This is a genomic window from Microvirga zambiensis WSM3693 (assembly GCF_016735695.1).
Classification (GTDB): Bacteria; Pseudomonadota; Alphaproteobacteria; order Rhizobiales; family Beijerinckiaceae; genus Microvirga; species Microvirga zambiensis.
Genome location: NZ_JAERQD010000216.1, coordinates 1 through 809 on the forward strand (window position 1 = coordinate 1; position 809 = coordinate 809).

1 protein-coding gene and 1 pseudogene are annotated in these 809 nt (G+C 60.6%); both read left to right on the top strand.

Annotated elements, in window-relative coordinates:
• A pseudogene (locus tag JKL46_RS34965) lies at positions 1-177 on the top strand (electron transfer flavoprotein subunit alpha/FixB family protein); the annotation flags it as partial.
• Between the two features lie 297 nt (positions 178-474).
• Positions 475-809, top strand: a 335-nt coding sequence (locus JKL46_RS34970) for an FAD-dependent oxidoreductase (protein ID WP_201843044.1), incomplete at its 3' end; no start/stop codon positions are given.

Sequence of the window (809 nt, forward strand, 5' to 3'; positions counted from 1 at the left end):
GGGATTTCAGGGGCCATTCAGCATCTGGCTGGCATGAAGGATTCCAAGGTGATCGTCGCGATCAACAAGGACGAGGAAGCGCCGATCTTCCAGGTCGCCGATTACGGCCTCGTCGGCGACCACTTCACAATCCTCCCCGAACTCAACCAGACGCTGTCCAGCGAGTTTCCAGATTGAGGAGGGCGAAGGGTGACAACCGCCTCACATAGCCAGGAAGCGAAGAGCATCGACGATGTCGCTCAGCTACTAACACAGATTGTAGATCCTAGATCGAGCCCACCCCAAGTCGATGAGATAATCGACGAGATCTCCCAGCTTCTATGGGCGGTCACCGACCTGGATCCCGATAGTAAGCCGTTTCTAAGACACTCCGGCTACGTCGCAGATCTTGCCGCTCGATCATCTGACTGAGCATTCCGGCCAGCAACATGAACTTGAAGCACGCAGTCAAACAGCCGCCATCCTGGGAACGATATGTCCGATCTGTCTGCCCGTGAATCGATGGAGTTCGACGTCGTCGTCGTGGGCGCGGGTCCGGCCGGCCTGGCCACCGCGATCCGCCTCAAGCAGAAGGCGGCCGAGGCGGGCGCGGACATCTCCGTGGTCGTGGTCGAGAAGGGCTCCGAGGTCGGCGCCCATATTCTCTCCGGCGCGGTGATCGACCCGATCGGCCTCGACGGCCTGCTGCCCGAGTGGCGCTCCGATCCCGACCGGCCGCTCAAGACGCAAGTCACCGCCGACGAGTTCATGTATCTGGGCCATGCCGGGGGCGTGAAGCTGCCCAACCTGTTCATGCCCAAGCTCATGAA